Below are 24,731 nucleotides of genomic sequence, written 5' to 3'. Positions count from 1 at the left end.
CCCTCAGTTGCCGGTGGTGAAACCGGTGATGTCGCCGATCCGGGTCTGCGCCGCGTGCGCGGCCGCCACGATCCGGTCGGGGGTGAAGCCGAACTGCTCGAAGAGCACCGAGTGCGGCGCGCTGGCCCCGTAGTGCTCCAGGCTGACCGTCTCGCCGCTGTCGCCGACGATGCCCCGCCACGACATGCCGATGCCGGCCTCGACGCTGACCCGGGCCTTCACGCTGCGCGGCAGCACCGACTCGCGGTACGCCTCGTCCTGCGCGAAGAACCACTCCTGGCAGGGCATCGAGACGACCCGGGTGGGGGTGCCCTGCTCCTCCAGCCGCTCCCGCGCGGTGAGGCAGAGCTGCACCTCCGAGCCGGTGCCGACCAGGATCACCTGCGGCTTGCCGTTGGACGCCTCGGCCAGCACGTAGCCGCCCTTGGCCACGCCCTCCGCGCCGGCCAGCGTCGACCGGTCCAGGGTCGGCAGCGGCTGGCGGCTCAGGGCCAGCGCGGTCGGCCGGTCGGTGTGCTCCAGCGCCGCGCGCCAGGCCCAGGCGGTCTCGTTGGCGTCGGCCGGGCGGACCACGTCCAGGCCGGGGATGGCCCGCAGTGCGGTCAGGTGCTCCACCGGCTGGTGGGTGGGGCCGTCCTCGCCGAGGCCGATCGAGTCGTGCGTCCAGACGTAGACCACCGGCAGCTTCATCAGCGCGGCGAGCCGCACTGAGGGACGCATGTAGTCGCTGAACACCAGGAACGTGCCGCCGTACGGGCGGGTGCCGCCGTGCAGCGCGATGCCGTTGAGGATCGCGCCCATCGCGTGCTCACGGATGCCGAAGTGCAGGGTGCGGCCGTACTCGTGGCCGGGGAACTCCTTGGTGGCGTGGCTGGCCGGGACGAAGGACGGCTCGCCCTTCATCGTGGTGTTGTTGCTCTCCGCCAGGTCGGCCGAGCCGCCCCACAGCTCCGGCAGCACCGGGGCGAGGGCCTCCAGGACCTTGCCCGAGGCGGCCCGGGTGGCGACGCCCTTGGCGTCCGCCGGGAAGGTGGGCAGCGCGTCGGCCCAGCCCTGCGGCAGGGTACGGGTGGCCAGCCGGTCGTAGAGCGCCCGGCGCTCCGGATTCGCCTTCGCCCACCCGTCGAACGCCGCCTGCCACTCCTGCTGCGCCTGCGTGCCCCGGGCCAGCGTCTCCCGGGTGTGCGCGAGCACCTCCTCGGTCACCTCGAAGGTGCGCTCCGGGTCGAAGCCGAGCAGCTTCTTGGTGGCGGCGACCTCGTCGGCGCCGAGCGCCGAGCCGTGGATCTTGCCGGTGTTCTGCTTGTTCGGCGCGGGCCAGCCGATGATGGTGCGCAACGCGATGAACGAGGGGCGGTCGGCCTCCGCCTTCGCGGCGAGCAGCGCGGTGTACAGCGCCTCGACGTCCTCGTGGTAGTCGCCCTGGTCGGCGTCGCCGCGCCGCCAGTCGACGGTCTGCACGTGCCAGCCGTACGCCTCGTAGCGGGCGGCGACGTCCTCGCTCTTGGCGATCCGGGTGTCGTCCTCGATCGAGATCTCGTTGTCGTCGTAGATCAGGGTGAGGTTGCCGAGCTGCTGGTGGCCGGCGAGGGCGCTGGCCTCGTGGCTGATGCCCTCCTCGATGTCGCCGTCCGAGGCGATGCACCAGATGTGGTGGTCGAAGACCGACGCGCCCGGGGCGGCGTCCGGGTCGAAGAGGCCGCGTTCCCGGCGCGCCGCCATCGCCATGCCGACCGCGTTGCCGAGCCCCTGCCCGAGCGGGCCCGTGGTGGTCTCCACGCCGGGGGTGTGCCCGTGCTCGGGGTGGCCGGGCGTCAGCGAACCCCACTGCCGGAGCGACTTCAGGTCGTCCAGGCCGAGCGGGTAGCCGCTGAGGAAGAGCTGGATGTACAGGGTGAGGCTGGAGTGGCCGGCGGAGAGGACGAAGCGGTCCCGTCCGGGCCAGTTCGGGTCGGCCGGGTCGTGCCGCATCACCCGGTTGAAGAGGAGGTACGCCGCGGGCGCGAGGCTCATCGCCGTACCGGGGTGACCGTTGCCGGATTTCTCCACGGCGTCCATGGCCAGCACGCGGACCGTGTCGACGGCCCGGCGGTCGAGGTCGGACCAGGTCAGGTTTGGGTGCTTGGGTCGGTTGGCAGCCACGATGGTTGTGCTCCTCGGCAGATGGGCGGAACCCTCAGAGATGACCCTATCGAGCGGTGGTAAACCCCCGCCCAGGGATCTCTGCATGCGGTTTCGTCTCCGGTCGCCCGGTCACCCGCCGGTGCCCCGTCCAGCGTTCCGGCACGCCGCGCAGATGTGATGGCGGGCACGGCTGACGGGGCGAACGGGCTGCGCGGATCACGCCGCGTAGGCTGTCGGTCGGTGTGTGGGTCCGCGAACCGGCCGCCGCCGAGCCGATCTCCTGCCGATGCCGGAAGGTGGCCGTCCGTGAGCATGATCACCGAGCGCCCCGTCAACAGTCCCGCCGCAGGGCCTGCGGCGGAGGTGACGTCGGAGGGCGCCGGTGCGCGGCGGGACGTCCGGGCGGTGGTCTCGGCGTACGTCACGCTCACCAAGCCCCGGATCGTCGAGCTGCTCCTGGTCACCACCGTCCCGGCGATGATGCTCGCCGCCGACGGCCTGCCGTCGCTCTGGCTGGTCGCGGTCGTGGTGGTCGGCGGTGCCCTCGCGGCCGGCGCGGCCAGCGTGATCAACTGCTACATCGACCGGGACATCGACCAGGTCATGCGGCGCACGAAGCGCCGTCCGCTGCCGACCCACACGGTCACCCCGCGCAACGCGCTGGTCTTCGGGCTCGTCCTGGCGGCCGTCTCGGTGGCGCTGATGGCGGCCTTCACCAACTGGCTGGCCACCGGGCTCACCCTGGCCGCGATCGTCTACTACGACCTGGTCTACACGCTCTGGCTGAAGCGGACCACCCCGCAGAACACCTTCTGGGGCGGGGCCTGCGGCGCGGCACCGGTGCTGATCGGCTGGGCGGCGGTGACGGGTTCGCTCGCCCCGGCCGCGTGGGCCCTCTTCGCGGTGGTCTTCTTCTGGCAGATGCCGCACTTCTACGCGCTGGCCATCAAGTACAAGGCGGACTACGCCCGGGCCGGCATCCCGATGCTGCCGGTGGTCGCTTCCACCCGCCGGGTCAACGCCGAGATCATCATCTTCACCTGGCTCACCGTCCTCTCCTCGCTGGCGCTCTGGCCGCTGGGGATGAGCCCGATCTACGGCGCGGTCGCCCTGGCGGTCGGGGCGGTGTTCATCGTCGAGGCGCACAAGCTGTGCCGGCGCTCCACCCGGGGCGAGGCGGTGAAGCCGATGCGGCTCTTCCACTGGTCCACGACGTACCTCACGATCCTGGCGGCGGCGGTCGCCCTCGACGCGCTGCTGTAGGGGTCGTTCGGCGCCGTTCGGACCGCTGTCACCGTTCTGTAATATTCTGCGCCTGATTCGCCCCGGCAAATCCGGACATATTGGTCCGAATTACCTGTGGTCTTCCTTAAACCTCCGGGTAATTGGCATCACAAAAGGTTCATCGTTCTCGCCCACCCGTGGCGGCATCTGCTTACGCTGCCCGACATGGCAGATGGTTCCGATACAACGCTGACGGCTGATCAGATCGCCTCCGGCAAGGCCCCCGACGGCCTCGTCGCCGGCATCCGGTCGTTCGCCGCCGGGCACGGCGGCGCGACGGCGGTCATCGAGTACGTCGGCAAGCGGGGCGCGCGCATCGTGCTGGTGGGCTCCGACGGCGAGTGGGGAGACCAGTTCGCCGACGGCACCGACGTGGCGCGGCAGGCCTGCGCGCTGGCCGGGGTCGCCGTGGAGAACGCCTGGGAGCGGGAGCTGATGGACCAGATGCGGCCGAGCAACGACCTGTGGCGCTCGATGGCCCGGCGCACCATGGCGCGGTAGGCGGATCCGCGACCTTGACCCACGACCACCAGCCGACCCGGGGGGAACCCCGGGTCGCTCTCGTCACCTGCGCCGAACTGCCCGACCTCGAACCGGACGACCGGCTCCTGCGGGCCCCGCTGGCCGTCCGCGGCGTACGCGTCGACACCGTCACCTGGGACGCCCCGGACGTCGACTGGGCCGGCTACGACCTGGTGGTGCTCCGCTCGACCTGGGACTACGTCGCACGTCGCGACGAGTTCGTCGCCTGGGCGCGCGCCGTGCCCCGGCTGGCCAACCCGGCCGACGTGGTCGTCTGGAACACCGACAAGCGCTACCTCGACGTGCTCTCCGCCGCCGGGGTGCCGACCGTGCCCACCACGTGGGTCGCGCCCGGCGAGCCCTGGCAGCCGCCGGAGCGGGGCGAGTACGTCGTCAAGCCGGCGGTCAGCGCGGGCAGCCTGGACAGCGGCCGGTACGACCTGGCCGACCCCGGGCACCGCCGGCTCGTCGCCGACCACCTGGGGCGGCTCGGCGCCGCCGGACGGGTCGCCATGGTGCAGCCCTACCTGCACGCGGTCGACACGGCGGGGGAGACCGCACTGCTGTTCGCCGGCGGGCCCACCGGTCCGGTGTTCAGCCACGCGATCCGCAAGGGTGCCATGCTCACCGGCCCCGACCAGCCCACCGCGGAGCTGTTCCACGCCGAGCAGATCGACCCGCGTACCGCCACCCCCGAGCAGCTCGCGGTGGCCGAACGGACCCTGGCGGCGGTGCCCGGTGGTGCGGAACGCCTGCTCTACGCCCGGGTCGACCTGATCCCCGGCGCGGACGGCACGCCGGTCCTGGTCGAGCTGGAACTCACCGAGCCCTCGCTCTTCCTCGGTCACGCCGAGGGGGCCGCCGACCGGTTCGCCGACGCGATCGTGGCCCACCTGCACACCATCTGACCCAACCCGCTTCCGCCCCCGCTCTCGTCGCGGTGGGCGGGCTCGGGGTGGGGTGGGGTGGGGTGGTAGCAGGGGTCCCCTGTTACCGCTTTTTGATGAACAGGGGTCCCCTGCTACCACCCCACCCGGGCCGGAAGGCGCGGAAGCGTGGGAGGGGTGCGGAGCGGGCGGGAGGCGTGCGGAGCGGGTGGGTCAGCTGTGGGTGGCGCCGACCGGGTGTGCCCGGGCGTCCGTATCCGCCTCGGTGTCCGTCTCCGGGGTGGCGGGGACGGGGCGCCGTTCGCGGGTCGACCACTGCACCGACAGGGTGGCCAGCAGCACCAGGCACGAGCCGAGCATGTGCGCGCCCACCAGCAGCGCCGGCAGGTGCGTGAAGTACTGCACGAAGCCGATCAGTCCCTGGCCCAGCTCCACCGCGACGAGCACCAGTGCCGCCCGGGCCGCCCCGGTCGCGCCGACCGCCCGGAAGGCGAACACCAGCGCCACCGAGAGGCCGATCAGCAGGAAGACGCTGTCGGCGTGCACCTGGGAGATCGTCTCGGGGTCCAGTCCGTTGCGGGCCGCGCCGTGGTCGCCGGCGTGCGGGCCGCTGCCGGTGACCCACGTGCCGATGACCAGCACCGCCGCGCTGACCACTGTGGTGATCGCGGCCAGGGTGCGCAGTGGGGCCGGCACCACCGCCACCGCCGGGCCGTCCGGGTCCTTGATCCGCCGCCAGAGCGCGTACGCCGCCGCGATCACCGCCATCGAGGCGAGGAAGTGCAGCCCGACCACCCACGGGTTGAGGTTGGTCAGCACGGTGATCCCGCCGACCACCGCCTGGGCGGGGATGCCGAGGAAGACCGCGACCGCCAGCGGCAGCAGTCCGCGCCGCCGGGGCCGGTGCAGCAGGACCGCGACCAGGACGGCCAGCGCGATCAGGCCGACCGCGAAGGTGAGCAGCCGGTTGCCGAACTCGATGACCCCGTGGATGCCCATCTCGGCGGTCGTGGTGTATGACTCGTCGGTGCACCGGGGCCAGGTGGGGCAGCCGAGACCGGAGGCGGTCAACCGGACGGCCCCGCCGGTGACCACGATCCCGACGTTGGCGATGATCGAGGCGAGCGCGAGTCGGCGCAGCAGGGCGGCGGAGACCGGGAACCGGGCGGCTGGCTTCACAGCGCGAATCCTACGCACTGTAGTGCTCGGGTTCCCGGGGGCCTCCGCCGAGCCGGTGGCTCGGATCACCGGAACCGGGGTTTGCGGGTGCCCGACGAATTACGTAACGTGGGCGTTGTGAAAAACGCGGCGGCGCTCTCCGGGCAGCAGCCGGCGACCGCTGCGGTCGCCGGGGCGTCCGCGTCCGCCGCCGACGTGTCCACCCGTGAGCGGGTCACGCAGCTCCTGCTGGAGCGGGGTGCGACCACCGCGGTGCAGCTCGGCGACGCGCTGGGGCTCAGCCCGGCGGCGATCCGCCGCCATCTCGACGCGATGCTCGTCGACGGCGACGTGGTCGCCCGCGAGCAGGCGGTGCGGGCGCACCGGGGGCGTGGCCGCCCGGCCAAGGTCTTCGTGCTCACCGACGCCGCCCGGGTCCGCTGCGGCACCCACCACTACGACAACATGGCCACCGCCGCGCTGCGCTGGATCGCCCGCACGGGCGGGTCGGCGGCGGTGGAGGCGTTCGCCGCCGAGCAGGTCGCCGCGCTGGAGCGCCGGTGCCGGGCGGCACTGGAAGACGCCGGGGAGGACCCGCTCGCCCGAGCGGAGGCGCTCGCCGGGGCGCTGACCGCCGAGGGGTACGCGGCCAACGCGTCCACGATCGCCTCCGGCGGCCAGCTCTGCCAGCACCACTGCCCGGTGGCGCACGTGGCCGCCGAGTTCCCCCAGCTGTGCGAGGCCGAGACCTCGGTGATCTCCCGCCTGGTCGGCACGCACGTGCAGCGGCTGGCCACCATCGCCCACGGCGACGGGGTGTGCACCACGCACATTCCCGGCCAACCGGGGCGTGTTCCGTCCGGTAAGACCGTCTCCACTGTGAGGACAGATAGATGACCGAGCAGATCGTTCAGCCCCTGACCCAGGAGGAGCAGCTCGCCGCCCTCGGTCGTTACGAGTACGGCTGGGCCGACCCCGACGTCGCCGGGGCGACCGCCCAGCGTGGCCTCAACGAGGCGGTGGTGCGGGACATCTCGGCCAAGAAGAACGAGCCGGCCTGGATGCTCGACCTACGCCTGAAGGGTCTGCGGCTGTTCGGCCGCAAGCCGATGCCGGCGTGGGGGGCCGACCTCACCGGGATCGACTTCGACAACATCAAGTACTTCGTCCGCTCCACGGAGAAGCAGGCCACCAGCTGGGAGGAACTGCCCGAGGAGATCAAGAACACCTACGACAGGCTGGGCATCCCGGAGGCCGAGAAGCAGCGGCTGATCGCCGGGGTCGCCGCGCAGTACGAGTCCGAGGTGGTCTACCACAAGATCCGTGAGGACCTGGAGGAGCAGGGTGTCGTCTTCCTCGACACCGACACCGCCCTCAAGGAGCACGAGGACATCTTCAAGGAGTACTTCGGCACGGTGATCCCGGTCGGCGACAACAAGTTCGCCGCCCTGAACACCTCCGTCTGGTCCGGCGGCTCCTTCATCTACGTGCCGAAGGGCGTGCACGTGGAGATCCCGCTCCAGGCGTACTTCCGGATCAACACCGAGAACATGGGCCAGTTCGAGCGGACGCTGATCATCGTCGACGAGGGCGCGTACGTGCACTACGTCGAGGGCTGCACCGCCCCGATCTACTCCTCCGACTCGCTGCACAGCGCGGTCGTGGAGATCGTGGTCAAGAAGAACGCCCGCTGCCGGTACACGACCATCCAGAACTGGTCGAACAACGTCTACAACCTGGTCACCAAGCGCGCGGTCTGCCACGAGGGCGCGACCATGGAGTGGATCGACGGCAACATCGGCTCCAAGGTCACCATGAAGTACCCGGCGGTCTACATGACCGGCGAGCACGCCAAGGGCGAGGTGCTCTCGGTGGCCATGGCCGGTGAGGGCCAGCACCAGGACGCCGGCGCCAAGATGGTGCACGCCGCACCGCACACCAGCAGCACCATCGTGTCGAAGTCGATCGCCCGGGGCGGCGGCCGTACCTCGTACCGGGGCCTGGTGCAGGTCATGGAGGGCGCGCACCACAGCGCGAGCACGGTCAAGTGCGACGCGCTGCTGGTCGACACCATCTCCCGCTCGGACACCTACCCGTACGTCGACATCCGCGAGGACGACGTGTCGATGGGGCACGAGGCGACCGTCTCCAAGGTCAGCGAGGACCAGCTCTTCTACCTGATGAGCCGGGGCCTGAGCGAGGACGAGGCGATGGCGATGATCGTGCGCGGCTTCATCGAGCCGATCGCCAAGGAGCTCCCGATGGAGTACGCCCTGGAGCTCAACCGCCTGATCGAGCTGCAGATGGAGGGCGCGGTCGGCTGACGTCGACCCCACCCAGGGGCGGGCCGGTCCGACCGGCCCGCCCGCCGTCTGGCACCGGACACCGTTGTCGCGAGAACTGATCAAGGAAGAGATGACTATCCAGGCTTCCGCGCCGCCGCCGAGCACCAAGTCGCAGGCGCTGCGTTCGTACGACGTTGCCGACTTCCCGGCCCTCACCGGCCTTGAGGAGGAGTGGCGTTTCACCCCGCTGAAGCGGTTGCGGGGTCTACTGGACGGGACCGTCACCGACGAGTCCGCGCACTGGCCCGCCTACGAGGTCGGCCCGCTGCCGGACGGGGTGACCGTCGGCACGCTGGCCAAGGACGACCCGCGCCGGGGCAGCGTGCTGACGCCGTTCGACCGGGTCAGCGCCCGCGCCTACGGCGAGGCGGACCTCGGCCGGCTGGTCCGGGTCGCCCCGCAGGCCGTGGTCCACGAGCCGGTGACCGTCACCGTGCAGGGCGGCCCCCGCGACGTGCTCTCCTTCGCGCACACCTTCGTCGAGGTCGGCGCGTTGTCCGAGTCGGTGCTCGTGGTGGAGCAGGTGGGCAGCGGCACGCTCGGCGAGAACGTCGAGGTGTCGGTCGGTGACGGCGCGAAGCTCACTCTGGTCACGGTCGCCGACTGGGCCGACGACGCGGTCCAGGCCCAGCACCTGAAGATCAAGCTTGGCCGGGACGCCCGGGTGACGCACGTGCAGGTCACCCTCGGTGGCGACCTGGTGCGGCAGTACACCAGCGTGGAGTACACCGGCCGGGGCGGCGAGGCCGAGCTGTACGGCGTCTACTTCGCCGACTCCGGCCAGCACCTGGAGCACCGGCAGCTGGTCGACCACAGCATCCCGGACTGCCGGAGCCACGTCGGGTACCGGGGCGCGTTGCAGGGCGAGAGCGCCCGGACGGTCTGGGTCGGCGACGTGCTGATCCGCGCCGAGGCGACCGGCACCGACACGTACGAGATCAACCGGAACCTGCTGCTGACCGACGGCGCGCGGGCCGACTCGGTGCCCAACCTGGAGATCGAGACCGGCGAGATCGCCGGGGCCGGCCACGCCAGCGCCACCGGTCGCTTCGACGACGAGCAGCTCTTCTACCTGATGGCCCGGGGCATCCCGGAGGCCGAGGCCCGTCGTCTGGTGGTCCGGGGCTTCTTCGCCGAGATCCTCAACAAGATCCCGGTGGAGTCGCTGCGGGAGCGGCTCGGCGAGGCGATCGAGGCCCGACTGGCCAAGGCCGGCGCCTGATGATCAGGATCTGCTCGACCGGGGACGTGCCGAAGGGCACCGTGATCAGCGCCGACGTCGACGGCACCGCGATCGCCGTGGTGCACGCCGACGACGGTGGCTTCTACGCCGTCCACGACGAGTGCTCGCACGCCGCCGTGGCCCTCTCCGAGGGCGAGGTGTCCGGCTGCACGCTGGAATGCTGGCTGCACGGTTCGCGTTTCGACCTGCGGACCGGTGAGCCGAGCGGGCTGCCCGCCACCGAACCCGTACCCGTCTACCCCGTCGAAGTCCGCGACGGCGACATCTACGTCAGTCTCACGCCGAGCAATGGAGTGACCCGATAATGAGCACCCTGGAGATCCGCGACCTGAAGGTGTCGGTCAAGCTGCCCGAGGGTGAGCTCAAGCCGATCCTGCACGGTGTCGACCTGACCGTGCGTTCGGGGGAGACCCACGCCATCATGGGCCCGAACGGCTCCGGCAAGTCGACCCTGGCGTACTCGATCGCCGGTCACCCGAAGTACGAGATCACCGGCGGCACGGTGACCCTCGACGGCGTCGACGTCCTGGAGATGTCCGTCGACGAGCGGGCCCGCGCCGGCCTCTTCCTGGCCATGCAGTACCCGGTCGAGGTCCCCGGCGTCTCGGTGGCGAACTTCCTGCGGACCGCCAAGACCGCCATCGACGGCGCGGCCCCGAAGCTGCGCACCTGGGGTGGCGAGCTGCGCGGCGCGATGGAGCGGCTCCAGATGGACCCGGCCTTCGCCCAGCGCAACGTCAACGAGGGCTTCTCCGGCGGTGAGAAGAAGCGGCACGAGATCGTGCAGCTGGAACTGCTCAAGCCGAAGATGGCGATCCTCGACGAGACCGACTCCGGCCTCGACGTGGACGCGCTCCGCGTGGTCAGCGAGGGCGTCAACCGGGTCCGCGACACCGGCGACACCGGCCTGCTGCTGATCACCCACTACACCCGCATCCTGCGCTACATCAAGCCGGACTTCGTGCACGTCTTCGTGGCCGGGCGGATCGTCGAGGAGGGCGGCCCGGAGCTGGCCGACAAGCTCGAGGAAGAGGGCTACGAGCGGTACGTCGCCGGGGCCGGCGCGGCGCGGGCCTGAGGAAGGGCCGGTCACCGGAGATGACCACCATCACGATCCCCGCCGGGATGCCGCAGTACGACGACGTGCCCCGCTTCGACGTGGCGAAGGTGCGCGCGGACTTCCCGATCCTCGACCGGGAGATCAACGGGCACCCGCTGGTCTACCTCGACAGCGCCAACACCTCGCACAAGCCGCGCCAGGTGCTCGACGTCCTCGCCGAGCACTACGCGATGCACAACGCGAATGTGTCCCGTTCGGTGCACACCCTGGGCACCGAGGCCACCGAGGCGTACGAGGGGGCCCGGGCGAAGATCGCCGCGTTCGTCAACGCGCCCAGCGTGGACGAGGTGGTCTTCACCAAGAACTCCACCGAGGCGATCAACCTGGTGGCGTACGCGTTCTCCAACGCCTCGCTGCGCGCCGACGCCGACCCCCGGTTCCGCCTCGGTCCCGGTGACGAGGTGGTGATCTCCGAGATGGAGCACCACTCGAACATCGTCCCGTGGCAGCTGCTCTGCGAGCGGACCGGCGCGACCCTGCGCTGGTTCCCGGTCACCGAGCACGGCCGGCTCGACGACTCCGGCCTGGAGGACCTGGTCAACGAGCGGACGAAGCTCGTCTCGCTGGTGCACGTGTCGAACATCCTCGGCACGGTCAACCCGACCTCGCGGATCACCCAGCGGGTCCGTGAGGTGGGGGCGCTGCTGCTCTGGGACTGCTCGCAGTCCGCGCCGCACATGCCGCTCGACGTGGTCGACCTCGACGCCGACTTCGTCGTCTTCACCGGGCACAAGATGTGCGGCCCGACCGGCATCGGCGTGCTCTGGGGCCGCTCCGGGCTGCTGGCGGCGATGCCGCCGGTGCTCGGTGGCGGCTCGATGATCGAGACGGTGACGATGGCGGGCTCCACGTTCGCCGCGCCGCCGGCCCGGTTCGAGGCGGGCACCCCGCCGATCGCCGAGGCGGTGGCGCTCGGCGCGGCCGTGGACTACCTCACCGGCATCGGCATGCGGGCGATCCAGTGGCACGAGAAAGAGCTGACCGCGTACGCGCTGGACGCCCTGGCGACCGTGCCGGGGCTGCGGATCTTCGGTCCGGCCGTGCCGGTGGGCCGGGGCGGCACCATCTCGTTCGCCCTCGGCGACGTGCACCCGCACGACGTCGGGCAGGTGCTCGACTCGCTCGGCGTGCAGGTGCGGGTGGGTCACCACTGCGCCCGCCCGGTCTGCACCCGGTTCGGGGTGCCGGCGATGACCCGGGCGTCGTTCTACCTCTACACCACCACCGCGGAGATCGACGCCCTGGTGGCGGGACTGGAGCAGGCACGGAAGGTGTTCGCCTGATGCAGCTCGACCAGCTCTACCAGGAGATCATCCTGGACCACTACAAGCACCCGCAGGGCCGCGGCCTGCGCGACCCGCAGGAGCCGGGCGACCGGGTCGCCGAGGCGCACCACGTCAACCCGACCTGCGGGGACGAGGTGACCGTCCGGGTCGCCACCGACGGCACCGTGCTGCACGACATCTCGTACGACGGCATGGGCTGCTCGATCAGCCAGGCGTCGGCGAGCGTGCTGCACGAGCTGCTGACGGGTCGCCGGACCGACGAGGCGTTCGCCGTGCACGAGGCGTTCGTCGAGCTGTTGTCCGGTCGTGGCCAGGTCACGCCGGACGAGGACGTGCTCGGTGACGGGGTAGCGTTCGCGGGTGTCGCCCGCTATCCCGCCCGGGTCAAGTGCGCGCTGTTGTCGTGGATGGCGTTCAAGGACGCCGCGGCACGCGCGGGGGTGGGCGCGAGCCCGGAGGTGAAGGCATGAGTTCCGAAGACACCGCGACGGCTCCCACGCCGTCGCCCGAGGCGGCCGTGACGCCGCCCGACGGCACCGCGACGGCGCCGTCCGAGCAGGCCGCGACGGCCACCGACGGGGAGGGCACCCAGACCCCGGCCGCCGCGTCGGCCGGCGGCAAGGCCGCGCTGGCCGACATCGAGGAGGCGATGAAGGACGTCGTCGACCCGGAGCTGGGCATCAACGTGGTCGACCTCGGCCTGGTGTACGGCGTCCACGTCGACGACGACAACGTCGCCACCATCGACATGACGCTGACCTCGGCGGCCTGCCCGTTGACCGACGAGATCGAGGCCCAGTGCCGGCAGGCGCTGTGCACCGGCCCCGGTGGGGGACTGGTCGCCGACTTCCGGATCAACTGGGTGTGGATCCCGCCATGGGGCCCCGACAAGATCACCGACGACGGTCGGGAGCAGCTCCGCGCCCTCGGCTTCAACGTCTGACCCAAGCACACCCGTGAGCGCGCCGTCCCCGCCGGGGGCGGCGCGCTCACGCGTCTGCGCGTGGCACCTCCGGTGTCACGGGAACGGATGCGGGTACGGGTTGATCTCGGCTGCCGCCAGCGGAACGTCCCGGTAGCCGAGGCGTACCGGCAGGTCGCGTAGCCGGGGCAGGTCGACCCGCCGGTTGCGGTGCCCGAAGGCCATCGGCAGCAGCCCCGGCACGATGACCTTGACACAGGTCAGGTCCGCAGTGGCCTGTTCGAGCGCGGTCTGGTCGACCACCACCACGTCGAGGCCGTCGCGCAGGTAACGGTCGACCACCCCGGTCAGGTCGGCCAACAGGTCGTCGGCCGGTCGGTGGCGTTCGGCGGCCGGGAACGCCTCGGCCATCGACCGGATCTCGTCGCGTTCGTAGAGGAAGCCGAACCGGTGCCAGCTCTCCGGGGAGGCCGCCACCAGGGCGTGGTCCTCCATGCGCACCACGAGGTCCGGATCGGCGACCAGGCCGGGGGCGGTGGTGTCGTCGGCGACCATGTCCCGGGTCGCGTCGGCGACGCTGGCCAGCTCGACGAGCCCCGCCCAGAGCGCCCGCTCCGGGTCGAGGTGCGCGCCGGCACCGCAGAACGCCTTGGGCTGGCCCGGCCGGTCCTCCTCGTCGACGAGCATCAACCACAGCGCCGGGATGCCCTCCGGCATGGTGATGTCGAAGACGTGCAGCCGGCTGCCGGTGGTCCGTTCCAACCACCGCACCAGCAGCCGGGTCATCGGGTCCGCGGAGGTCGTCGGGTCGATCCGGGGCACCGGCAGCCGGGCGTACCAGGTCGCCAGGAAGGCGTCGCGCTCGGCGACCTCGAAGATGCCGTGCAGGATCGCCTCCTCCATGTTCCCGCCGAGCGCGCAGCCGTTCGAGCTCTCCACGCCGAACATGGTCTGGTGGGAGCCGTAGTAGGCGAAGCTCTCCGGCACCAGCACCGGGCCGCCGCGTTGGAACGAGTAGCCGTACACCCACTCCACCGGCAGGTCCGGGTGGTACCGCACCGACTGGTGGCTCGGCGGCTGCTCGGGCAGGCCGAGGGTCACCGGGTCGACGGCCCGGTCCGGGCCCAGCTCCCGGTAGGAGGCGGTGACACTGGTGCGTCGGGTCCGGGGCAGGGTGCCGCCGAGCCGTTCCAGCGCCTCGGCGATGGCGACCGACACGCTGGCCGGGTAGCTGAACGTCCGTCCGTAGCCGGACAGCTCGGTGCAGCAGGCGGGGCCGCCGATCGCCGCGGCGAGAATCATCGGGTGGTGGTGGTAGACGGTCATCGTCGAGATCAACCCGGTCTCGCCGTCGACCATCAGGTCCAGCAGCCGCTCGTGCTCGCCGGCGAGACTGCGTGCCCGGTACTCGTCGGGTCGGGGCTTGGGCCGGGACACCAGCGTCAGACTGCCCGCTGCCGGGCTGTCGTCGGGCAGGTGACCGCAGAGGCGGCACTCCGGGTCGGCGATGAACCGGTGCCGGTCGACCCGCAGGGTCGCGGTGTCGACCTCCAGCACGGCGCCGGCGCAGCGGGGCGCCCCGTCGGCGGCCACCCGGGCCAGCTCGTCGGCGACCAGGGCGGCCACGACGGCCTGCACCGGCGGCGCGAGCACCGGTGAGGGCGGCTGCGCCGTGCCGGCGTAGAGGGCCTCCCACAGCGCCGACCGCTGCGGCGTGCCGGTGACCCGGGCCCGGCCCTCCCGGATCCGGACACAGTGGTGACAGCCCGGCGTGCCGGCCCGGGTGTAGGGGCCGATCCGGACCCCGCGCGGGGTCGGGTAGACCGGTAGGAAGTCCCGTCCGGCCCGGTGGGCGTCGGTCGCGGCGGCGAGCACCCGGTCGGCCTCCGGCCGGTCGAGGACGACGAGGTCGACGTCCGGCGCGGTGTGCGGGGCGAGGCGTGCGGCCACCGCCCGGTGCAGGACGCCCTCGCCGAGCGACCGCAGGCCCGGCTCCGTGGTGAGTGTCATCGGTTTCCTCCGGTGCCGTCGGTCAGCGTCATCGGTTCCCTCCGGTGCCCGTCGGTCAGCGTCGCCTCGACCACGAACGGGAGCACGTCCCGCAGGGCCGGCACCTCGTCGACCGGGCGGACCACGAGCCGTCGTCCGCGGGCCGCGAAGCCCTTGACCAGCGTTTCCAGGTCGTCGTCCCAGGCGCCGACGCCGGCGTCCGGCCCGACGTCGGCACCGTCCGGGCCCCGGCCGGTGAGGATCGCGGCGGCGGCCTGGGTGGCCAGTTCCAGCGCCACCTCGGGCTCGGTGGCGCAGGCATGCGCGAGCCAGCGCTCACCGGTGCCGACGAACACCGTCGGCACGTCGGATCCCGCCCGCCAGGCGCGTAGCTCGTGGCCGAGCACGGCCATGTCGTCGGCGAGTCGCCGGGCGTCCGCCGGCCACCGGTTCCGGTCCCACCCGTCGTCCCCGGTGGCCGCGCCGGGCTCAGGCGGCCCGCCGGCCGTGGCGTGCGCCAGCCGGAGCGCCGCCCGGCCCTGGGCCTCCGCCCAGCTCAGGCCGCCGGCCACCACCCGGGGGTACGACATCCCGCCGGGCACCGCCACCGTGCTCCCGGCCAGCGGGTCCCACCACTCGTCGGCGTCCGTCCCGCCGGCGTCGGCGGTGGGGCGTTCGCGCCCGGCGTCCGTCCGACCGGCGTCGGCGGCGAGGCGTTCGAGCCCGGCGACGGTGGCCCGGACGAGGGCCTGCCGGCGGCTCGTGCCGACGGCGGTGACCACCCGGGGGCCGCCCCCGGCGCCGGTCAGGTCGGCGACGGTCGCCGCCAGGCAGCTGACCGACAGCTGGGAGTGCTCGCCGGTGCCCACCTCGACGACCGGGCCGAGTCGCCGGTCGATCAGCGTCGTCACCCGGGTGGCGAACGTGTCCGGGTCGAGCGGCGGCCGGCCCGCCATCGTGGCCACCCGCTCGGCGAGCCCCCGGGCGTCCCGTCCGCCGCAGGTGCCGCAGCGGGGGTGTGCCCCGAGCAGGTGCTCACTGGTCTCGCCGGTGGCCAGGTCGAGGTGGGTCATGGTGTTCGTCGCGGCGTCCGGCCCGCCGACCGCGCCCCGGAAGTAGGCGAATCCGAGGACCGCGCCGAGCAGCGTGGCCATCGGGGCGCTGCACTGCGCCGACCGACGGTCCGGCCGGTCGTGCCGGGCGAGGACGCCACCGGCGGGGCCCGCGCCGTGGGCGGCGCGTACGCCGCACTCCCAGCAGCCGGCCGCGACCCCGCCGCTGGTCGGCCCGACCCAGGCGGCGTCGTCGGCGGGTACCGCGTGCAGCGCGGGAATCCCGGCGGTGTGGGCCGCCCGGGTCACGGCGAGCGCCCGGCCCGCCATCTCCCGGTCGGTGCAGTGCAGCACCGCGTCGAACCCGTCGAACACCGCCGCGAGTGCCGCCTCCGCCCCGGGGCCCGTCGTGACGTCGGGGACCTGCCGCAGCGTCACCGACGGGTCGCCGTCGCGGCAGCGGTCCAGGATCCGCCGGTACGCCTCGTCGTCGGCCGGCTCCTCGCCGGTCTCCATCACCGTGGCCGTCCGCAGGCCCAGGTCGAACAGGGTCTGCACCAGGCTGTGCAGGGCCGGCCCGGCGCCGACGACCAGGGTCCGGGAGTTGCGGAAACCCTCGAAGCGGCGCACCGGAGCGTCGGCGACGTGCTCGGCGTACATGATCGCCTGCCGGTACCGCTCCAGTTCCCAGTCCGACAACCCGTGCGCCGGCTCGGCGTCCAGGTCGCGGGCGATGCCCCGCCGCACGAGCATGGCCACCATGTCGGCGACCACGCGCTGCTGGGCGGGGGGCAGACCGGCGGTGAGGACCTCGACCGTACGGCTGCCGTCCAGGTGCGGAGCGAGCTGCTGGACCAGCCGGTACGCGGAGCCGCCGCTGATCTCGGTGCTGCCCCGGCCGGTCTCCAGGTAGACGCCGTTCTCGACCGCCACGTAGAGCAGGTCGTCCCGGAGTTTCGCCCTCATGTGGTCTCCTTCTGGTGCAGGTGGCCCATCCGGACCAGGACCGACCGGCCGGTGTCGGTGAACGCCTGCCGGCCGTGCAGGTAGCGGGAGTTGTCGACGACCAGGACGTCGCCGGCCCGCCAGGGCACCGCGACGGTCAGCCGCTGCGCGACCTCCGCCGCGACCGACAGCAGGTGCGCGGGAACCGGCCCGCCGGCCGCCGTACGGACCCGCAACCGCTGGTCGTGGTACTCGTCGTCGCCGGGGCGGCTGATGAACAGCGAGTTGCCGAACGCCGGCACCCCACCGAACCGGGTCGGCGGGGTGCACCGGGTGCCGAAGCCGGTGACCAGCCCGGTGTCGGAGGCGTCGACCCGCACCGACTCCCACGGCCGCAGGTAGGGCTGCCACTGCCGCAGCGCCGACCGGACGGCCGCCGGGTCGTCGGTGCCGAAGGTCCGCTGCCACTCGCCGTCGGGCAGGGTGTTCTCCCAGACGATCTCCAACTGCTCGAACGCGGCGCGGACGTCGTCCGGCAGCGCGGCGAGCAGGGCGACGCCGTCGCACAGCGTGGTGCGGCCCCCGTCGGCGGCCGGTCGTACGCACAGGAAGGTGAGCAGGTCGGGGGAGCCGGGGGCGTACGACGCCTCCCGGTGCAGCGGCATGCCCCGGGTGCCCCGGGTGACCGTGGTGGTGGTCCGGTCGTCGCCGATCACGTCACGTTCCCGGTGGAAGCCGCCCGCGTACGCGGTGGGCTCCATCAGCGCGTCGCCGAGCGCCACGAAGCTGTCCCGCCGCCACCCGCCGTCCCGCAGCAGCGCCACCCCGTGCTCGGCGACCGCCGCCAGGACGTCCGCCGGTGTCCGTGTCCCGGTGAGCACCGGGACCTGGTTCTCATGCATCCGCGCTTCCTTCCGTGAACGCCACGGCCAGCGCGCCGGCCCGTGGTCTGGACGTGCCGACCAGCAGGTGCAGCAGGGGCACCGCGCCGGCCGGCAGCCCCAGCAGGGCGGTGGCCGCCACGGCGTCGAACCCGCCCATCGGCCGGGTGGCCGCCCCGACGGTCCCGGCGGCCAGCGCGGCGAGCTGCACCGCGACCCCGGTACGCAGGAACAGGTCCCGCAGGTCGACCGGGTCGAGACGGTCGACCGGGTGGTCGCCCTCGGCCACGACGAAGAGACTGGCGCCGGCCCTGCCCATCCCGGCGTCCAGGCGGTCGGCCAGCCGGTCGGGGGCCCCGTCGTGGGCGGCCGACGGCCACAGCAGGTGCCGTTCCCGGTCGTACCGGTAGGCGCCCGGGGCCAGGCCGTCCACCCGGTCGACCAGGCACCACAGCGCGGGATGGCGCGGGTGCCCGGTCAGCTCGGCCAGCCCGCCGGCGGCCCGGTGTCCTCCCGCGTACGCGAGGATGCCGGCGAGCTGCCCCAGGGTCAGCCCCGGCGCGAGGTCGTTGGCCGACGCCCGGTGGGCGGTGGCGGCGCGGGACGGCGCTGCCGGCGACGGCAGCGCAACCGGCGGCGACAGCGGCGCGACCGGTGGGGACCCGATCGGCGGCGACAGCGGCGTGACCGGCGGCGGTCCGATCGGCGTCGGTGGCGTGACCGGTGGCCCGGCGGTGGGTGCCGGTGCCGGATCCGTCGGCGGTGCGGGGGTGTCGACCGGCGCGACCCGTGCGGCCCGGCCGGCGCCGGTCCGGATCGCCAGGTGCAGCGCGGTGACGGCGGGGTCGGCCTCCGCCAGGTTGTGCCGGTCGCCGTCGAGTCCCGACGGAGCCGGCGTGGCGGTCGACAACGGTTCGGCGGTCGACAACGGTTCGGCGGTCGGCAGTGGAGTGATGGTCGACAGTGGCGCGGCGGTCGACAGTGCGGCGGCGGCCGGCCCGGGGGCGGCGACCGGGGCACCGCCGAGGCGGGCGGCCGGCAGCTCGACGACGGCGACCACGGTCTCCAGGTCGCCGTCCAACCCGAGCAGGGTCTCGCCGACCCTCGGATCGAAGGCCAGGTGGACCCGACCGGCCAGCGGCGATCCGGCGAGCTGACCGAGCAGGACGCCGCTGTCCATCATGGCGAGCTGGTAGCCGAAGGCCCGGTACTTGCCGGCGTTCTTGACGACGCGGCAAGCCACCACCAGCGCGTGGCGCGGCTCGGATGCGGCGGCACCGAGCAGGTGGTCCAGGGCGGCGGCCGGGTCACCGGGGCGGAGCAGCTCCAGGGTGTGGTGTGCCGCGTCGTGGTGGTAGACCCCCGGCGGCAGGTCGGCGGTGCCGGCCCAGACGACGTACAGCTCGGCGGGGTGGAACGCGCCCCCGGAGGGGACCGCGCGCCGGGTCGTGAACCATGCGGGCAACAGCCGTGCCAGGTCGGGGACGGTGCTGGGCCACCCGCGCATCGTGGCGAAGGCGGTGTTGGTGATCAGCTCCAGCCGGCGGGGCGCGTACCCCAGCAGCAGCGCGCTGAGCCGGTCGGCTCCGGTGGCCCCCAGCGGCGGTGCGCCCGGCCCCGGCCAGCGCAGCGGCCACCGTGGGGCGTCCCGGTACCGCTTGCCCTGCGGGGCGGGATGGTCCGGGGGCACGGCGAGGTCCTGCGCCGCCACCGCCGCCAGGTACCGCGCGGCGACGCCGCCGGTCGTGCCGTCCACCGGATCCGGGACCGTCATCTCAGGTGCCTGCGCTTTCGTAGCGGCGCAACCCGAGGTTGAACACCGCCCACGCGCCGGCGACGGCGGCCAGGGCGACCAGCGGGGTCAACGCGCCGACGGTGGCCGAGCCGCCCTTGTCGAGCAGCGCCGCGGCCGGGAAGTAGCCGACGAACGCCACCGGGACCACGGTCAGCAGCGACCGCACCCCCGGGCCGTACACCGACAGCGGGTAGCGGGCCAGGTCACCGAGCAGGTGCACGCTGACCGCGATCGAGTTCGACGGGCTGAGCAGCCAGAACGCCAGGGCGTTGGTGGCGAGGCTGAGGGCGGTCTTGACCAGCATGCCGCTGACCAGCAGGATGCCCGCCCACAGCAGGGTGAGCGGCGTCCACGCCACCTCGATCCGGCCGGCGGCCGTGCCGAGCAGCGCACCGCCGATCAGCACGTTGCCCAGCCCGTTGACGCCGACCGCCGAGCCGGTCACCTGGAGCACCACCGGGTAGGGCCGGACCAGGAAATAGTCCAGACCACCCAGGTTGACCATGCCGCTGAGCTGCCACGCGCCCTCGCAGAACAGCGAACCGACCCCCTCGGCCAGCATCACCGTCCCGCAGACGCAGAGCACCTCCCACCGGGTCCAGCCCATCAGCACCGGTGTCTGCGCGAAGATCGTCACGACGAACACCAGCCCGGCGAGCTGACCCAGCACCGTCGCGCCGACGGTGAGCAGCGCGTCGGCCCGGTACTCCAGCACGGCGCGCAGGTGGGCGCCGAGCAGGCGACGGTAGATCCCCAGGGTGCCCGGCGGGCGGACGCGGTCATCCACCGTGCACCACCAGCCGGCGGACCGCGGCCCGCCACACCAGACGCGCCGCCAGCCAGAGCAGTACGGTCCACAGCAGTTGCACCCCGACGAGGGAGAGCGCCGCGCTGCCCCGGGCCTCGCCGAGGAAGATCAGCGCCGGGGTGGAGACGATGCCCGGGAACGGGGAGAGCGCGCAGATCGTCTGCAACCACTGCGGGTAGAGGGCGATCGGCACCAGTGCGCCGGAGAGGATGCTCGTCACCGCGACCCGGGACATGCTGAGCCCGTGGAAGTTGCCCGTCCAGAAGCAGGCCAGCCCGACCGCGTAGACCAGGGCGAACTTCAGCGGTACGACGGCGGCGAGGCTCACCAGGAACAGGGCGGCCTGCGACGCGTCCGGCAGCGGCGTGCCGCCGAAGACCAGCAGCAGGACGGTGCCCATCGCCGCGACCACCATCAGCTCGCCGAGCAGGTAGCCGACCGCCTCGGCGAACCGGGCCAGCTGGTAGTCGATCGGCCGGACCAGGTCCAACGCGACCGACCCGTCCAGCACCCGCAGCGCGAGCTGCCCGTCGGTGAAGCTGGAGAGGATGGTCCCGGTGAGGAACGAGACGAACAGGTAGCCCTTCATCTGCTCCCAGGACAGCCCGGCCAGGCTGCCGTCGGCGTCCCCGGCGAACAGCGCCCGCCACACCGCGAACAGCGCCACCGCCTGGACCACGCTGCCGACCAGTTGCAGCAGGAACTCGGTCCGGTAGACCAGCACCGTGGACCAGGCCATCCGGCTCAGGCTCAGGTACGGGGTCATCCGGCCCCGACCGTCCGGCCCAGTTCCCCGGCGTACGCGCGGCGGACCACGTCCTCCAGCGACGGCTCGTCGATCCGCAGGTCCACCACGCCGGCGACCGCCGACACCGCCGAGACCACCTCGCCGGCCCCGAACCGGTCCTGGTCGAAGGTGACCGACAGGCGCCGTGGCGACTCCCCGGCGGTGACCCGCGCACCGGGCAGCCCGACGTCGAGGTCTCCGACCCAGTCCCGGTCCAGGGACAGGTGCAGTGTCCGGTCCCGGGCGAGCATCTGCCGGACGGCCTCCACCGGCCCGTCGAAGATCACCCGGCCGCCGTCGACGACGACCAGGCGGCGGCACACCTGCTCGATGTCGCCGATGTCGTGCGTGGTGAGCAGCAGCGTCGTGCCGGCCCGGCACTGGGCGCGCAGGAAGTCCCGGACCGACTGCCGGGCGATGATGTCCAACCCGATGGTCGGCTCGTCCAGGAACACCACCCGGGGCGAGTGCAGGAGCGCGGCGGCCAGGTCGGCCCGCATCCGCTGGCCCAGCGACAGTCGCCGGGCCACCACCGGCAGCAGTTCGCCCAGGCCGAGCAGCGCGTCGAACTCGGCGAGCCGTTCCGCGTACCGCTGGCGGGGGATGCGGTGGATGTCCCGCAGCAGCGCCAGGGAGTCGCGCACCTGGAGGTCCCACCAGAGCTGGCTGCGCTGACCGAAGAGCACGCCGATGTTGCGGGCGTTGGCGTGCCGGTTCCGGTGCGGGTCGATCCCGCACACCTCGACCTGCCCGGCGGTCGGGTGCAGGATGCCGGTCAACAGCTTCACCGTGGTCGACTTGCCGGCACCGTTCGGCCCCACGTACGCCACCGCCTCGCCGGGGCCGATGGTCAGGTCCACGCTGTCGACCGCGGTGTGTTCGTGGTGCCGGGGCCGCACCAGGTGCCGGAGCGAGCCGGCCAGCCCGGGTGACTTGTCCGGCGTCCGGAACGTCTTGGTCAGCCCGCGCGCCCGGACCAGCGGAGCGGTCGTCACGTGCCGGCCTGACCCGACGGCACCGGCAGGGGACGCAGGGTCAGCACGTCACCGAGCCCGTCGACGCGGGTGAGGTCGGTGGCGAACGCGGCGTCCAGGGCACGGCGTACGTAGTCCAGCCCCGCCGGCCCCGGGGGCAGCGCCGCCGTACCGGGATCGTCGGTGCGGACCAGGCGCACCTCGCCGGCCAACTGTCCGGCGACGTTGACGAACTGGCAGAGGTCGTCCCAGCGCAGGTACCGCCAGAAGTCGACGCTGACCACCGAGTCGAGGCTGCCCGGCGCGATCGGCGGGTTCATCCCGATCAGGTGGTGGTTCGTCGGGCCGGGCGGGGCACCGTAGTCGAAGGTCAGCGCCTCGGCCGGGAGGTCGGCCTCCGCGCTGCCCGTGCCCACCCACAGCACGCGCGGCCCGGGGAGACGGTCGGCGAGCCGCGCGACCGCCGGCCCGATCCGGCACGTTCCATGCCGTACGCAGTCGGTGACGGCGGAGCGGTAGTGCACGATCCGTTCCACCGAGTCGTACACCTCCAACATGCCGTAGAACTCCCACTCGATGACCGGCTCCGCGACGAGTTCCCGGTTGGCGGCGAAGTCGGCCCAGTTCCGGTCGATGTTGCGGTGGTGCGGCAGGTGGTAGGCGCGCGCCTCGTCGTCGTAGGCGAAGTTCAGGCCGGTCACGCCGAGGTGCTTGTGCACCCGGTAGAACAGCTCGATGTCCTCCAGGCCCCAGCGCAGCCCGAAGCGTTCGTCGAAGCCACCGACCCGGTCGAACAGGTCACGGGCGAGCGAGATGTTGTGGGTGTAGCTGAACAGCCAGCCCACCCGCAGCCACTCCGGTCCCGGGGGCTCGCCGTGCGGGAAACGCAGGTCCCCGCCGCCGTCCGCGCGGCGGCGGGGGACGTCGGTGAGCTCCTTGCCGTCGAGCGCCGCCTCGACGTGTGCCACGCTCAGCTCGTCCCGGCGGCCGAGCAGTACGGGCGGGCGACCGGCGACCTCGTGGTGGGCCAGGTGGCGTTCCAGCAGCTGCGGCGAGGTGTACGAGTCGGCGTCGAGGAACAGCAGCAGCGGTGCCCGGGTGTGCCGGACGGCCTCGTTGCGGGCGGCGGCCCGTCCCCGCCGTTCGGGGAACTCCAGCAGGCGCAGGTCGATCCCGTCGGCGGCCCCGGCGATGCCGGCATACCCGGCGGGGGAGCCCCCGTCACGGATCACGACCACCTCGAACCGCTCGGGGTCGAGGGTCTGCCGGGTCAGCGACCGTAGGGTCGGCGCCAGGCACTGCGCATCCTGGTGGGTGGGTATCACCACGCTCAACTCGACCGTGTCGTCCGTCCGTGCCGCCATCCGACGTCCTCCCGTCAGGGTCACCTCGTGGGGGTCGGGGTGCCGGTCGTGCCGGCACCCCGACCGTGACGCGTCCGTGCCCGGTGCCGGGGCCGGCCGCGCCTGTCACCAGATCAGTGGCAGTTGATGCAGCACCACTGGATGGGCCGGCCGCCGCAGCCGCCGCCGCAGCAGCTCCGGCCGTCGTTCGCGCCCTCGGTGACCGAGATGCTCCCGGTCGGCGCGACCGCGTACAGGTTGGTCGTCTCGTCGGTCTGCTCGGTCCAGGACACCTCGTCGAGGTCCAGAGCGGTCAGGTCGAGTGGTCCGTTCATGTTCCACCTCCAGTCGTCGGATGGTCGTTTCGGAGCCTAGGGAGCGCTCCCATTCATCGAGCGGCAATGTTGATCACAGAATGGTCAACGGGTGCCGATCGAGGGGTGGGTGACCATTCCGTGACAAGTGACAACGTGATCGCTCGCCGTGTTTTCGCTGCTGTGGATGCCCGGGCCCCCGACCGGAGGGCGCGGGCGCGGTGCTGCGAAGCTCGGTCGACCGGACCGGTACGGGAGGATGGTGGGCATGCGCAGTTGGCCGGCACCGGGTGGGGGACGCTGGGTCGAGGTCGAGCCGGCCCGGGTCACCCGCTGGGTCGAGGGTTTCGCCACCCGGCACGGCGCTCCGGCCACCACCGGTGCGCCGTACGGGCTGCTGTTGACCGCCCCCGACGGCGCGACCGCCGAACTGCACGCCCCGCCCGGCGCGCCGGCTGCCCCGGACGTGACCGGCTTCGCGGCGGCGGCCACCGCTCCCCGCCGCATCGGCCTGCTGCTGGCCCGCAAGGGTGGCGTGGCGGTCGGCGTCGCCGACGGCGACAAGCTGACCGTCTCCAAGGTGGACACCCGCTACGTGCAGGGGCGCACCGCCGCCGGAGGCTGGTCCCAGCAGCGGTTCGCCCGCCGCCGCGACAACCAGGCCAAGGCGGTCCTCGGCGACGCGGCCGACCTGGCCGTCCGCCTCCTGCTGCCCGAGGCGTCGACGCTCACCGCCCTGGTCACCGGCGGCGACCGCCGTGCGACCGACACCGTCCTCGCCGACCGTCGTCTCGCCCCGCTGGCGGCGCTACGCGCCGACCGTCACCTCGACGTCCCCGAACCCCGGCACCCCGTCCTGCTCGCCGCCATCCCGGCCGCCCTGGCCGTGCACGTCCTCGTCCACGATCCCGAGTGAGCGGAGCCGCCGACCGGCTGTCGCGCTCCGTGGGTC

The 24,731-nt window shown here is 72.9% G+C and carries 23 protein-coding genes; 12 read left to right on the top strand and 11 right to left on the bottom strand.

Translation table 11 applies throughout. The features are described from left to right. Window positions 1-3 precede the first annotated feature (3 nt). Window positions 4-2,142 (bottom strand): transketolase, encoded by a 2,139-nt coding sequence (tkt, locus tag QSK20_RS00920; protein WP_285786634.1) that lies wholly within the window; start codon window positions 2,140-2,142, stop codon window positions 4-6. Between the two features lie 288 nt (window positions 2,143-2,430). Between tkt and QSK20_RS00915 the strand changes: the two genes are divergently transcribed. From QSK20_RS00915 to QSK20_RS00905, 3 genes are all read left to right on the top strand, one after another. After that, window positions 2,431-3,387: a heme o synthase gene (locus tag QSK20_RS00915; protein WP_285786633.1), complete on the top strand. Its 957-nt coding sequence runs from the start codon at window positions 2,431-2,433 to the stop codon at window positions 3,385-3,387. A 186-nt stretch (window positions 3,388-3,573) separates the two neighbouring features. Further along, window positions 3,574-3,909, top strand: coding sequence for a hypothetical protein (locus tag QSK20_RS00910; RefSeq protein WP_285786632.1), 336 nt, complete (start codon window positions 3,574-3,576; stop codon window positions 3,907-3,909). Between the two features lie 14 nt (window positions 3,910-3,923). Continuing rightward, the gene (locus QSK20_RS00905) at window positions 3,924-4,838 is read left to right on the top strand and encodes an ATP-grasp domain-containing protein (protein WP_285786631.1); all 915 of its coding nucleotides are present in this window, start codon (window positions 3,924-3,926) and stop codon (window positions 4,836-4,838) included. A gap of 192 nt (window positions 4,839-5,030) precedes the next feature. Here QSK20_RS00905 and QSK20_RS00900 read toward each other — a convergent pair whose 3' ends face one another. Next, window positions 5,031-6,014, bottom strand: coding sequence for a COX15/CtaA family protein (locus tag QSK20_RS00900; RefSeq protein WP_285786630.1), 984 nt, complete (start codon window positions 6,012-6,014; stop codon window positions 5,031-5,033). Window positions 6,015-6,113: 99 nt separating this feature from the next. On the opposite strand from QSK20_RS00900, the gene QSK20_RS00895 reads away from it, so the two are divergent. The 8 genes from QSK20_RS00895 to QSK20_RS00860 all read left to right on the top strand — a co-directional run bounded on the left by QSK20_RS00895 (window position 6,114) and on the right by QSK20_RS00860 (window position 12,912). Continuing rightward, entirely contained in the window at window positions 6,114-6,872 is a 759-nt protein-coding gene (locus tag QSK20_RS00895; RefSeq protein ID WP_285786629.1) for a helix-turn-helix transcriptional regulator, read from the top strand. Beyond that, the gene (sufB, locus tag QSK20_RS00890; protein WP_285786628.1) at window positions 6,869-8,299 is read left to right on the top strand and encodes a Fe-S cluster assembly protein SufB; all 1,431 of its coding nucleotides are present in this window, start codon (window positions 6,869-6,871) and stop codon (window positions 8,297-8,299) included. Before QSK20_RS00895 ends, sufB begins: the two co-directional genes overlap by 4 nt. Before the next feature lie 91 nt (window positions 8,300-8,390). After that, window positions 8,391-9,542, top strand: coding sequence for a Fe-S cluster assembly protein SufD (gene sufD, locus QSK20_RS00885; protein ID WP_285786627.1), 1,152 nt, complete (start codon window positions 8,391-8,393; stop codon window positions 9,540-9,542). Continuing rightward, entirely contained in the window at window positions 9,542-9,868 is a 327-nt protein-coding gene (locus QSK20_RS00880) for a non-heme iron oxygenase ferredoxin subunit (protein WP_088983048.1), read from the top strand. Before sufD ends, QSK20_RS00880 begins: the two co-directional genes overlap by 1 nt. Continuing rightward, window positions 9,868-10,641, top strand: coding sequence for a Fe-S cluster assembly ATPase SufC (gene sufC, locus QSK20_RS00875; protein WP_285786626.1), 774 nt, complete (start codon window positions 9,868-9,870; stop codon window positions 10,639-10,641). The genes QSK20_RS00880 and sufC overlap by 1 nt, the downstream gene beginning before the upstream one ends. 20 nt (window positions 10,642-10,661) lie before the next feature. Further along, window positions 10,662-11,966 carry a cysteine desulfurase gene (locus QSK20_RS00870; RefSeq protein WP_285786625.1) on the top strand — a complete coding sequence of 435 codons (1,305 nt, stop codon included), beginning with the start codon at window positions 10,662-10,664 and terminating at the stop codon, window positions 11,964-11,966. Then, window positions 11,966-12,439, top strand: a complete 474-nt coding sequence (gene sufU, locus QSK20_RS00865; protein ID WP_285786624.1) for a Fe-S cluster assembly sulfur transfer protein SufU — start codon at window positions 11,966-11,968, stop codon at window positions 12,437-12,439. Before QSK20_RS00870 ends, sufU begins: the two co-directional genes overlap by 1 nt. Beyond that, the gene (locus QSK20_RS00860) at window positions 12,436-12,912 is read left to right on the top strand and encodes a metal-sulfur cluster assembly factor (RefSeq protein ID WP_285786623.1); all 477 of its coding nucleotides are present in this window, start codon (window positions 12,436-12,438) and stop codon (window positions 12,910-12,912) included. Before sufU ends, QSK20_RS00860 begins: the two co-directional genes overlap by 4 nt. Before the next feature lie 75 nt (window positions 12,913-12,987). On the opposite strand, the gene QSK20_RS00855 is transcribed toward QSK20_RS00860, so the two are convergent. The 9 genes from QSK20_RS00855 to QSK20_RS00815 form a co-directional block, all read right to left on the bottom strand. Next, a complete protein-coding gene (locus tag QSK20_RS00855; protein ID WP_285786622.1) occupies window positions 12,988-14,901 on the bottom strand; it encodes a TOMM precursor leader peptide-binding protein in 1,914 nt (637 codons plus the stop codon). Next, window positions 14,898-16,898: a TOMM precursor leader peptide-binding protein gene (locus QSK20_RS00850; RefSeq protein WP_285786621.1), complete on the bottom strand. Its 2,001-nt coding sequence runs from the start codon at window positions 16,896-16,898 to the stop codon at window positions 14,898-14,900. The genes QSK20_RS00855 and QSK20_RS00850 overlap by 4 nt, the downstream gene beginning before the upstream one ends. Further along, window positions 16,895-17,779, bottom strand: a complete 885-nt coding sequence (locus QSK20_RS00845; protein WP_285786620.1) for a TauD/TfdA family dioxygenase — start codon at window positions 17,777-17,779, stop codon at window positions 16,895-16,897. Before QSK20_RS00845 ends, QSK20_RS00850 begins: the two co-directional genes overlap by 4 nt. Further along, window positions 17,772-19,532 (bottom strand): nitroreductase family protein, encoded by a 1,761-nt coding sequence (locus QSK20_RS00840; protein WP_285786619.1) that lies wholly within the window; start codon window positions 19,530-19,532, stop codon window positions 17,772-17,774. Before QSK20_RS00840 ends, QSK20_RS00845 begins: the two co-directional genes overlap by 8 nt. A gap of 1 nt (window position 19,533) precedes the next feature. Further along, on the bottom strand, window positions 19,534-20,340 hold the full coding sequence (locus QSK20_RS00835; protein ID WP_285786618.1) for an ABC transporter permease: 807 nt from the start codon (window positions 20,338-20,340) through the stop codon (window positions 19,534-19,536). After that, the gene (locus QSK20_RS00830; RefSeq protein ID WP_285786617.1) at window positions 20,333-21,127 is read right to left on the bottom strand and encodes an ABC transporter permease; all 795 of its coding nucleotides are present in this window, start codon (window positions 21,125-21,127) and stop codon (window positions 20,333-20,335) included. Before QSK20_RS00830 ends, QSK20_RS00835 begins: the two co-directional genes overlap by 8 nt. Next, window positions 21,124-22,143 (bottom strand): ABC transporter ATP-binding protein, encoded by a 1,020-nt coding sequence (locus QSK20_RS00825; RefSeq protein WP_285786616.1) that lies wholly within the window; start codon window positions 22,141-22,143, stop codon window positions 21,124-21,126. Before QSK20_RS00825 ends, QSK20_RS00830 begins: the two co-directional genes overlap by 4 nt. Beyond that, window positions 22,140-23,486, bottom strand: coding sequence for a glycosyltransferase family 2 protein (locus tag QSK20_RS00820; RefSeq protein ID WP_285786615.1), 1,347 nt, complete (start codon window positions 23,484-23,486; stop codon window positions 22,140-22,142). Before QSK20_RS00820 ends, QSK20_RS00825 begins: the two co-directional genes overlap by 4 nt. A 113-nt stretch (window positions 23,487-23,599) precedes the next feature. Then, the gene (locus QSK20_RS00815; RefSeq protein ID WP_285786614.1) at window positions 23,600-23,800 is read right to left on the bottom strand and encodes a hypothetical protein; all 201 of its coding nucleotides are present in this window, start codon (window positions 23,798-23,800) and stop codon (window positions 23,600-23,602) included. Between the two features lie 247 nt (window positions 23,801-24,047). Between QSK20_RS00815 and QSK20_RS00810 the strand changes: the two genes are divergently transcribed. Beyond that, entirely contained in the window at window positions 24,048-24,695 is a 648-nt protein-coding gene (locus QSK20_RS00810; RefSeq protein WP_285786613.1) for an acVLRF1 family peptidyl-tRNA hydrolase, read from the top strand. Window positions 24,696-24,731: the final 36 nt, after the last annotated feature.

Origin of the sequence: Micromonospora sp. NBRC 101691 (assembly GCF_030269285.1) — a bacterium.
GTDB lineage: Bacteria > Actinomycetota > Actinomycetes > Mycobacteriales > Micromonosporaceae > Micromonospora > Micromonospora echinospora.
The sequence above is the reverse complement of the archived record's forward strand: the minus strand, read 5'-3'. Positions and strand labels throughout refer to the sequence as shown.

Coding starts and splice junctions, on each gene's coding strand:
- QSK20_RS00840 (WP_285786619.1), bottom strand. CDS start 19,532: ATGACGGTCCCGGATCCGGTGGACGGCACGACCGGCGGCGTCGCCGCG.
- QSK20_RS00845 (WP_285786620.1), bottom strand. CDS start 17,779: ATGCATGAGAACCAGGTCCCGGTGCTCACCGGGACACGGACACCGGCG.
- QSK20_RS00855 (WP_285786622.1), bottom strand. CDS start 14,901: ATGACACTCACCACGGAGCCGGGCCTGCGGTCGCTCGGCGAGGGCGTC.
- QSK20_RS00815 (WP_285786614.1), bottom strand. CDS start 23,800: ATGAACGGACCACTCGACCTGACCGCTCTGGACCTCGACGAGGTGTCC.
- QSK20_RS00830 (WP_285786617.1), bottom strand. CDS start 21,127: ATGACCCCGTACCTGAGCCTGAGCCGGATGGCCTGGTCCACGGTGCTG.
- QSK20_RS00880 (WP_088983048.1), top strand. CDS start 9,542: ATGATCAGGATCTGCTCGACCGGGGACGTGCCGAAGGGCACCGTGATC.
- sufC (WP_285786626.1), top strand. CDS start 9,868: ATGAGCACCCTGGAGATCCGCGACCTGAAGGTGTCGGTCAAGCTGCCC.
- sufB (WP_285786628.1), top strand. CDS start 6,869: ATGACCGAGCAGATCGTTCAGCCCCTGACCCAGGAGGAGCAGCTCGCC.
- QSK20_RS00850 (WP_285786621.1), bottom strand. CDS start 16,898: ATGAGGGCGAAACTCCGGGACGACCTGCTCTACGTGGCGGTCGAGAAC.
- sufD (WP_285786627.1), top strand. CDS start 8,391: ATGACTATCCAGGCTTCCGCGCCGCCGCCGAGCACCAAGTCGCAGGCG.
- QSK20_RS00860 (WP_285786623.1), top strand. CDS start 12,436: ATGAGTTCCGAAGACACCGCGACGGCTCCCACGCCGTCGCCCGAGGCG.
- sufU (WP_285786624.1), top strand. CDS start 11,966: ATGCAGCTCGACCAGCTCTACCAGGAGATCATCCTGGACCACTACAAG.
- QSK20_RS00820 (WP_285786615.1), bottom strand. CDS start 23,486: ATGGCGGCACGGACGGACGACACGGTCGAGTTGAGCGTGGTGATACCC.
- QSK20_RS00910 (WP_285786632.1), top strand. CDS start 3,574: ATGGCAGATGGTTCCGATACAACGCTGACGGCTGATCAGATCGCCTCC.
- QSK20_RS00810 (WP_285786613.1), top strand. CDS start 24,048: ATGCGCAGTTGGCCGGCACCGGGTGGGGGACGCTGGGTCGAGGTCGAG.
- QSK20_RS00870 (WP_285786625.1), top strand. CDS start 10,662: ATGACCACCATCACGATCCCCGCCGGGATGCCGCAGTACGACGACGTG.